The sequence below is a fragment of the Bradyrhizobium sp. genome (assembly GCF_049691595.1).
In the GTDB taxonomy this organism is placed as follows: domain Bacteria; phylum Pseudomonadota; class Alphaproteobacteria; order Rhizobiales; family Xanthobacteraceae; genus Bradyrhizobium.
Genome location: NZ_JBAVNZ010000269.1, coordinates 1 through 7,675, shown reverse-complemented (window position 1 = coordinate 7,675; position 7,675 = coordinate 1). Strand labels below are relative to the sequence as shown.

The 7,675-nt window shown below is 64.6% G+C and carries 10 protein-coding genes; 2 read left to right on the top strand and 8 right to left on the bottom strand.

Annotation, left to right across the window (positions count from 1 at the left end; translation table 11 throughout):
- The 3 genes from WCE35_RS12045 to WCE35_RS12035 form a co-directional block, all read right to left on the bottom strand.
- Positions 1–417: EamA family transporter (locus WCE35_RS12045; protein WP_424593567.1), on the bottom strand; the 417-nt coding region annotated here is incomplete at its 3' end.
- 134 nt (positions 418–551) lie between these two features.
- Positions 552–1,277, bottom strand: coding sequence for an acetoacetyl-CoA reductase (gene phbB / locus WCE35_RS12040; RefSeq protein ID WP_424593566.1), 726 nt, complete (start codon positions 1,275–1,277; stop codon positions 552–554).
- 159 nt (positions 1,278–1,436) lie between these two features.
- The gene (locus WCE35_RS12035) at positions 1,437–2,615 is read right to left on the bottom strand and encodes an acetyl-CoA C-acetyltransferase (protein WP_424593565.1); all 1,179 of its coding nucleotides are present in this window, start codon (positions 2,613–2,615) and stop codon (positions 1,437–1,439) included.
- A 300-nt stretch (positions 2,616–2,915) separates the two neighbouring features.
- On the opposite strand from WCE35_RS12035, the gene phaR reads away from it, so the two are divergent.
- Positions 2,916–3,515, top strand: coding sequence for a polyhydroxyalkanoate synthesis repressor PhaR (gene phaR / locus WCE35_RS12030; protein ID WP_424593564.1), 600 nt, complete (start codon positions 2,916–2,918; stop codon positions 3,513–3,515).
- A 53-nt stretch (positions 3,516–3,568) separates the two neighbouring features.
- Here phaR and WCE35_RS12025 read toward each other — a convergent pair whose 3' ends face one another.
- Complete coding sequence (locus WCE35_RS12025; RefSeq protein ID WP_424593563.1) at positions 3,569–4,018, bottom strand: cupin domain-containing protein; 450 nt, start codon at positions 4,016–4,018, stop codon at positions 3,569–3,571.
- A 34-nt stretch (positions 4,019–4,052) separates the two neighbouring features.
- The gene (locus WCE35_RS12020) at positions 4,053–5,813 is read right to left on the bottom strand and encodes an EAL domain-containing protein (RefSeq protein WP_424593562.1); all 1,761 of its coding nucleotides are present in this window, start codon (positions 5,811–5,813) and stop codon (positions 4,053–4,055) included.
- Between the two features lie 181 nt (positions 5,814–5,994).
- Here WCE35_RS12020 and WCE35_RS12015 point away from each other — a divergent pair, with 181 nt between their 5' ends.
- Positions 5,995–6,276 (top strand): hypothetical protein, encoded by a 282-nt coding sequence (locus tag WCE35_RS12015; RefSeq protein WP_424593561.1) that lies wholly within the window; start codon positions 5,995–5,997, stop codon positions 6,274–6,276.
- 11 nt (positions 6,277–6,287) lie between these two features.
- Here the strand turns inward: WCE35_RS12015 and WCE35_RS12010 are convergent, their stop codons facing one another.
- The 3 genes from WCE35_RS12010 to WCE35_RS12000 form a co-directional block, all read right to left on the bottom strand.
- Positions 6,288–6,941 carry a hypothetical protein gene (locus WCE35_RS12010; protein ID WP_424593560.1) on the bottom strand — a complete coding sequence of 218 codons (654 nt, stop codon included), beginning with the start codon at positions 6,939–6,941 and terminating at the stop codon, positions 6,288–6,290.
- Positions 6,942–7,080: 139 nt separating this feature from the next.
- The gene (rpmF, locus tag WCE35_RS12005) at positions 7,081–7,266 is read right to left on the bottom strand and encodes a 50S ribosomal protein L32 (RefSeq protein ID WP_424593559.1); all 186 of its coding nucleotides are present in this window, start codon (positions 7,264–7,266) and stop codon (positions 7,081–7,083) included.
- Positions 7,267–7,420: 154 nt separating this feature from the next.
- The coding region (locus WCE35_RS12000; RefSeq protein ID WP_424593558.1) for a transglycosylase domain-containing protein at positions 7,421–7,675 on the bottom strand (255 nt) is incomplete at its 5' end.

Below are 7,675 nucleotides of genomic sequence, written 5' to 3'. Positions count from 1 at the left end.
GTTGCCGGCGAACAGCAGCACCGTGCCGGCGAGGCCGAGCACGGCGCCGACGATGTGGTGCGGCGCCAGCCGCTCGCCCGGCAACAGCGACGAGAACAGCACGATCAACAGCGGCCAGAGATAATTCAACAGCCCCGCCTCGGCCGGCGGCGCAAAGCGCAGCGCCAGGAAATACAGCGCATGGTAGCCGAACAGCCCGCCGACGCCGACCACCCACGCCACCGGCGGCTGCCTGAGCGCACCAAAGGCCGCGGGTCGCCAGATGAAGCTTGCGAAAGCAACCGCTGCGCCGATCGCGAACGTCATCGCGGCGAGCTGGAACGCCGGGATTTTTCCTGTCGCGACCGTCATGACCGCCAATAGCGACCACATCAGGATCGCGGTCAGGCCGATCAGCGTGGCGGTGCGGGGGGTCATGGGTTCGTCATTGCGAGTGAAGCGACTTGTCCGCCGTAGCTCAAGGAGCAAAGGCGGAAGCAATCCAGCTATCTTGCATCACGAAAACTGAATTGCTTCGTCGCAAGTGCTCGTCTCAATGACGGAAACAACAATCACACCATGTACTGGCCGCCGTTGATCGAGAGCGTCGAGCCCGTGATGCCGCCCGCCTCGTCGGCGGCGAGAAAGACCACCGCGCGCGCGATCTCTTCGGGCTCGCCGAGACGGTTGATCGGAATTTGCGGCAGGATGTTTTTCTCCAGCACTTCCTTCGGCACCGCCTGCACCATTTCGGTGTTGATATAGCCGGGACAGATCGCATTGACGGTGATGCCGCCCTTGGCGTTCTCCAGCGCCAGGGCCTTGGTGAAACCGATGTCGCCGGCCTTGGCGGCGGAATAATTGACCTGGCCGAACTGGCCCTTCTGGCCGTTGATCGAGGAGATGTTGATGACGCGGCCGAACTTGCGGGCGCGCATGCCCTCGATCACCTGGCGGGTCATGTTGAACAGCGAACCGAGATTGGTGTTGATCACGGCATTCCACTGCTCCAGCGTCATCTTGTGGAAGGCGCCATCCCTGGTGATGCCGGCGTTGTTGACGAGGACGTCGACCGGGCCGAGATCGGCCTCGACTTGTCTGACACCCGCGGCGCAGGCATCGAATGAGCTGACGTCCCATTTGTAGACGGGAATGCCGGTATCGGCCTTGAACTTTTCCGCCGCCGCGTCATTGCCGGCGTAGCTTGCCGCCACCTTGTAGCTTGCAGCCTTCAGCGCCTTGCTGATCGCAGCGCCAATGCCTCGCGTCCCCCCCGTCACCAATGCAACCCGTGCCATGTCGGTCTCCTCCCTGATCGTTTCTTCCGAGCCGGAATTGTCCCGGTCTCTTCGACAAGCCTCAAAGACGAAAATGCCCGGCACAAGACCGGGCATTCTCTTTTATCAGCATGCGCCGCGGTTGACAGACGATCTTTTCATCACTCAACCGATTCACGTTCAGTCGCGTGCGATGCACATCGCAATGCCCATGCCGCCGCCGATGCACAGCGTGGCGAGGCCCTTCTTGGCATCGCGCTTCGCCATCTCGTGCAGCAGCGTCACCAGCACGCGCGCGCCGGAGGCGCCGACAGGGTGGCCGATCGCGATGGCGCCGCCATTGACGTTGACCCTGGCGGTGTCCCAGCCGAGGTCCTTGTTGACCGCGCAGGCCTGCGCCGCGAAGGCCTCATTGGCCTCGATCAGATCGAGATCGCCGATGCTCCAGCCGGCCTTTTTCAGCGCGGCGCGCGAGGCCGGGATCGGCCCGGTGCCCATGATCTTGGGATCGACGCCGGCCTGGCCCCACGACACGATGCGGCCGAGCACCTTTCTGCCTTCCCTGGCCGCCTGCCTGGCGGTCATCAGCACCACCGCGGCCGCGCCGTCATTGATGCCCGAGGCGCTGCCGGCGGTGACGGTGCCGTCCTTCTCGAACGCCGGCTTGAGCTTGGCCATCGCATCCAGCGTCGCGCCATGGCGCGGATATTCGTCGTCGCTGACGACGATGTCGCCCTTGCGGGTCTTGATGGTGACGGGCACGATCTCGTCCTTGAACTTGCCGGCTTTCTGCGCCGCCTCGGCCTTGTTCTGGGAATGAACCGCGAACTCGTCCTGCTGCGCGCGGGTGATCTGGTACTGCCGGGCGACGTTCTCGGCGGTGTTGCCCATGTGGTAGCCGTTGAAGGCGTCCCACAGGCCGTCCTTGATCATGGTGTCGACCAGCTCGAGCCCGCCCATCTTGACACCGCTGCGCAGATATTGCGCGTGCGGGGCCATGCTCATGGATTCCTGGCCGCCGGCGACGACGATCTCGGAATCGCCGTTGAGCAGCGCCTGATAGCCGAGCGCGACCGTGCGCAGGCCGCTTCCACAGAGCTGGTTGACGCCCCAGGCCGGGCTTTCCACCGGGATGCCGGCGGCGATCGAGGCCTGGCGCGCGGGGTTCTGGCCCTGCGCCGCGGTCAGGATCTGGCCCATGATGACTTCCGAGACCCGCGCCGGCTCGATGCCCGCGCGCTCCAGCGCCGCCTTGATGGCGATGGCGCCGAGGTCGTGGGCCGGCGTGGTGGCGAACGCGCCGTTGAAACTGCCGACCGGGGTGCGGGCGGCGCTGACGATGACGACATCGTCTGACATGGACATCTCCTCAAGTTGGGGTTCGCGACGGGCTGGCGGCCGGACGGCGGGCCTGTCTCTCACCGCATCCTCTTAACGTCGTTGCGGCATGTCAATCGGCAACGGTCAAAATCTTGCCGCAGCGCATTCAAAATAGCGTCGTTGGCACATTCCAGAGCCGTCTCCACGCCTTGGGATTAACCGTGCCGCACAAAACGGTAGCCGAACCACGTTGAAAATGCTTACCTTTGTGCGATGCGTTGCCCGTCAGCCCTTCGGCGATGCCGTCGGGTTCCCGTCCTCGGTGTGCATGTGTGAGCCATGGCGAAATCAGACCACCCCACCACGATCAAGAAATACGCCAACCGGCGGCTCTATAATACCGGCACCAGCACCTATGTGACGCTGGAGGATCTCGCGGCGATGGTGAAGGACGGCGAGGACTTTCTCGTCTATGACGCCAAGACCGGCGACGACATCACCCGCTCGGTGCTGGCGCAGATCATCTTCGAACAGGAAAACAAGGCCGGCCAGAACCTGTTGCCGACCACCTTCCTGCGGCAACTGATCCGCTTCTACGGCGACAGCATGCAGATGGTGGTGCCGAAATATCTCGAGCAGGCGATCGACACGCTGACGCGCGAGCAGGAGAAATTCCGCAAGCAGCTCACCAACACGTTCAGCGGAACCCCCTTTGCTCCCCTTGAAGAGCATGTCCGCCGCAACATGGAATTGTTTCAGCAGACCTTCGCGATGTTCAAGCCGTTCGTGCCGCCGCGTGGCGGCGCCGCCGCGCTTGAGCCGGAGAAGGTCGCCGAGCCGGCGCTGGACGAAGACAACATCGAGGACCTTCGTCGCCAGATGAAGGAGATGCAGGAGCGTCTCGAGCGCATGTCGAAAGAGCCGAAGAAGGAAGAGTAATTCTCTTCGGCGTCCCGCGACCGGGTTTTTGCGATCGATGGCCGATAAGGAGTTCAGCCCCTGCCGGTGTGACCCCAGGCCGCGCCCCAATCCTCGCCCGCGGCATCGACGACGCGGCCGTCGGCCTCGAAGAACTTGTTGGGGACCTGGAAGATCGCGAGCATCAACCCGCCCTCGGGACACCATGCGACGTGGCGGCTGCCCGGCTCGCGCCAGACGAATTCGCCGGCCTTGGCCTCGATGCCCTTGGCCGGACCTTCCTTGTCGACCAAATGGCCCTCCAGAACATAGGTCTGCTCGATGCCGACGTGTTCGTGGTCGGGCAGCACCGCGCCCGGCGCAAACCGCATCAGCGAGGTCACGACGCCGGTCGCGCGATCGAACAGCAGTGTCTTGGCCTCGCAGCCGGGGAAGCGGGTCTTCTGCCATTCCATGTCTTGGGGCCGAACGAGGTGGGAATGGGCGTCCAATGTCTCGGATTGCTTCGGCGTCTTGGCGTCCATGGCGATGCTCCGTTCCAATGCGCGTTCGACGACCCTAGCAGCTTTGCCGGCGTCCGTCAGCCGGCTGGCTTGCCGCCGGCAACACGGCCTCGACGGCCACGTTCCACGGCCGCTGCGGCGAGGCGAGCCCGATCAGGCGGCCCTGGATATAGTCGCAGCCCCACTCGCGCAGCATCACGGCGGATTCTTCGTCCTGCACCCATTCCGCCACCGTCCTGATTTGCAGCCGGCGCGCCAGATCGATCAACGTCTGCACGAAGGCGCGATCGTCCGCCGAACGCGCGATGTTCTGGACGAAGGCGCCGTCGATCTTGACGATATCAACGCCAAGCTTGCGCAAGTTCCGAAACGAGGTGTAGCCCGCGCCGAAATCGTCGATCGCGATCCTGCTGCCGAAATTCTTCAGCCGCGTGACGAAGCCGCGGACGTCGTCGAGATCCCGGATCGCGACCGTTTCGGTGATTTCGACGATCAGCCGCTCGCCGACGCCGGGGTGCGCCCGCATCAAGGATTCGATCGACGTCCACCAGTCCGGATCCGTCGTGGTGCCGGGCGAGATATTGAGGCTGAGCTGCACGTTCGGCGAGACCGCCAGCTCGGCGACCGCCAGTTCGAGCACGCGGTGATCGACCAGCCTGATCAGGCCGAGCCGTTCGGCGACCGGGACGATGTCCGGCGCCAGCAGCACCTGACCATCATCCTGCTCCATGCGGACCAGGCACTCGTAGAACGCGGGCTGGCGCGCGCGCGCATCCACCACAGGCTCGAACGCCGTCACGATCCGGCGCTCGTTCAGCGCGGTGACGATCTCGTCGGTGACGCGGATATTGACGCGGCGCTGGGCGTCGCGTTCGACATTCGGCCGCCATAGCGAGAACGATCCGGCGCGGCGGCGCTTGGCAGCCTCGAGCGTCTCCTGGGCGCGGTTAACAGCCTCATCGGCATCGCGGGCGTAGCGCGGCACGCTGACCGCGCCGACCGATGCGGTCACCGACACGGGACCTGATGCGGTTGGCACCACTTCGTCGCGAATTCCGGTCAGGAATCGCTCGGCCGCGACATTGGTATCGTCGACGGTGCAATTTCTCAAAATCAGGCCGAACTTATTGCCCGAGAACCGGCCGAGCACGTCGCCGCCGCGCAGCCGCGCGCGGACCCGCCTGCCGACCTCGGCGATCACGCCGTCGGCGACGTCGAAGCCGAAGGCGTCGTTGATCCGCGCCAGATGATCGATGCCGATCAGCATGAAGGCGCAGGACGAACGGAAGCGGGAGGTTTCCTCGATCGCCTCGGCCAGCGAGGCGACCAGGTAGGTGCGATTGAGCTCGCCGGTCAGCGGATCGTGGCGCGAGAGCCTCACGAGTTGCTGGTCGCGCGCATGGCGCTCATTGTTGACGCGGACGATGCCTTGCGCGCGCGCCGGCCGGCCATCGGCGCCGGCGAACCAGCAACCGGTCTCCTCGATCCAAATCAGGGGCGCTGACGTCGAAATCCGCACGCCATATTCGATCCGGTAGGCGACACCCTCACCGCCGTGTGCCGGCGACGTTTGACCGAGCGCATCGGCGCGGACCGAATGCGAAGGCTCGATCAATCTTGCGAATTCCACGCCGCTGGCCAGCGCCTGCGGCGGAATGTCCGGAAAAACCGACGCCGCGCCATCGCTCCAGGCCATGGTATCCGCGGCCAAATCCCACACGAAGGCCGCCTGCCCGAGCGAAGCCAGGATGGCCGAGGCTTGCGGTACAGCAGGTATCAAGGTCGACTCGTTTCGGGACACCGCGGGCGATTCCATGACCAGAAGGATAGTGGCTGGCTTGAATCAGACGCTAGACGAATTTCATAAATAATCCGAAAACCACGTTTCCCGCCGATCGGGACCATCGGGGATCGAACCGGCATGGCCCTTGCGAGGATCAGATCGCAACGGGGCAAGATGTCCTGAAACGTGACAGTTCAACCGGATTAGGTTTGCGATGCCGGGTATCGATCGAACGGAAGGGGTGCTGGATGGCGAGGTCCTGACCGACGCCGAATCCACCTGCGTCGAGCTGGTGCCGGTCACCCGGTCCGTCCATTGGTCACCCCGGCCACGCCTGACGCGTCCCGATCCTGGCTTCGTCACCCATCTGATCGCGACCGCCGCACAGGCGCCGCAGACCCGAAACCTGCGACGGGCCTCGCCCGCGGACGCGCAGACGGCCTACGGTGCGAGCCAGAGCCCGCGCGTGGGCATCCGGACCCGGCAGGTTATTTAAAGATCAAGGAATCAGCGCTGGGGCGTGTCTGGCGACAGGCCGGGCCCCGGCTGCAGTCGCGGAGACGACACTTCCGGCGAAGCCGGACTTGACGCAACCGCGGGCTGCGCGAGCGCCGGCTCGGGGGGATCCATCAGCACGGATTCCGCGACCGAGACCGCCGCCGGCACCGACGACGCGGGAGGCGTGGGTGTGGCAGCCGCAGGTGTGGGCGCCGGGTCGAATTGAGGTTCGACCGCCGGCGTCTCGGCGGTCCGGGCGCCCTTCCTGGAAGCCGCGGGGGCAGCCTCTGCCGACGCGCCGCGCGGCGTGCGCAAGGCAACGCCGGACAGGAAATCCACCAGCGTAAGCAACACCAGCAGGAAATAGGTCGAGTTGCCGAACTTCGGCCACAGCACGAATTCCGCGGCGGCACCACCAAATACGATCAGCGACAGCAGATGATCGGTGAGGTATTTCGCCCCGGGACGCGCGCCCCTGATGACCTCGGACAAAAGCAACAGGATGCCAAGGGTCAGCAGGACGTCGCTCAGCGTCACCTGCCATTCCGCACCCGACACCAGCGTGAGCTTCAGAAGCGGATCGGCGAAGGAGACGCCGGGCATCAGGAAGACGATGATGTTGTAGACCGCGAGCGGAATCAGAAGCAGCGGAAAACCGATCATGGTAGGCAAGGCCCTGTTATGAAAAGCCGAACATGCCGGGCGAAGCGCCGCGCGCTCCACCACCAAAGCCTTTTGATCTCACTCGTTGGCCGAATTCAGGCAGACGCGGCAATTTGATGACTTTCGCCTCAATGTCCGGTCAGGATTCCTTCTTGGTCTTCAGAACCTGCCGGCCCTTGTACATGCCGGTCTTGAGGTCGAGGTGGTGCGGACGGCGCAATTCGCCGGAATCCTTGTCCTCGACGTAGGTCGGGGTCTTCAGGGCGTCCGCCGAGCGGCGCATGCCGCGGCGCGACGGCGATGTTTTTCTTCTGGGAACGGCCATAACGGTGTCCTTTAGGGGGTTGCGGAGGCATCGTCCGAAAACCGAACGGCCCGGCGCGGATAGCGCAAGCTGTGGTGCCGACAAGGCCGCGCTTATAGAGGATGGAATGGGACAAAGCTAGCGTCGGTTGTGGCCGCAACCGCCGAAAATCGGCTCAAAAAGCGCGATTTTCGCTCCAGCATCGCTGTAGCGCCGCCGCGTTCGCCCGCGTCATATAGGTTCCGGCCAGACGGCGCACCGCGGGGCCGGGATTGCGGGCGCTGCGCCGGATCGGATTGGGCAGGATCGCAGCCAACAGGGCCGCTTCGCGCGGCGACAGCGTCGCTGCCGAATGGCCGAAGGCGTAAGCGGAAGCTGCCTCGGCGCCGAACTGGCCGGAAGGGCCGAGTTCGGCGATATTGAGATAGAT

Coding starts and splice junctions, on each gene's coding strand:
- WCE35_RS12015 (WP_424593561.1), top strand. CDS start 5,995: ATGCCGGGTATCGATCGAACGGAAGGGGTGCTGGATGGCGAGGTCCTG.
- WCE35_RS12025 (WP_424593563.1), bottom strand. CDS start 4,018: ATGGACGCCAAGACGCCGAAGCAATCCGAGACATTGGACGCCCATTCC.
- rpmF (WP_424593559.1), bottom strand. CDS start 7,266: ATGGCCGTTCCCAGAAGAAAAACATCGCCGTCGCGCCGCGGCATGCGC.
- WCE35_RS12035 (WP_424593565.1), bottom strand. CDS start 2,615: ATGTCAGACGATGTCGTCATCGTCAGCGCCGCCCGCACCCCGGTCGGC.
- phaR (WP_424593564.1), top strand. CDS start 2,916: ATGGCGAAATCAGACCACCCCACCACGATCAAGAAATACGCCAACCGG.
- phbB (WP_424593566.1), bottom strand. CDS start 1,277: ATGGCACGGGTTGCATTGGTGACGGGGGGGACGCGAGGCATTGGCGCT.
- WCE35_RS12010 (WP_424593560.1), bottom strand. CDS start 6,941: ATGATCGGTTTTCCGCTGCTTCTGATTCCGCTCGCGGTCTACAACATC.
- WCE35_RS12020 (WP_424593562.1), bottom strand. CDS start 5,813: ATGGAATCGCCCGCGGTGTCCCGAAACGAGTCGACCTTGATACCTGCT.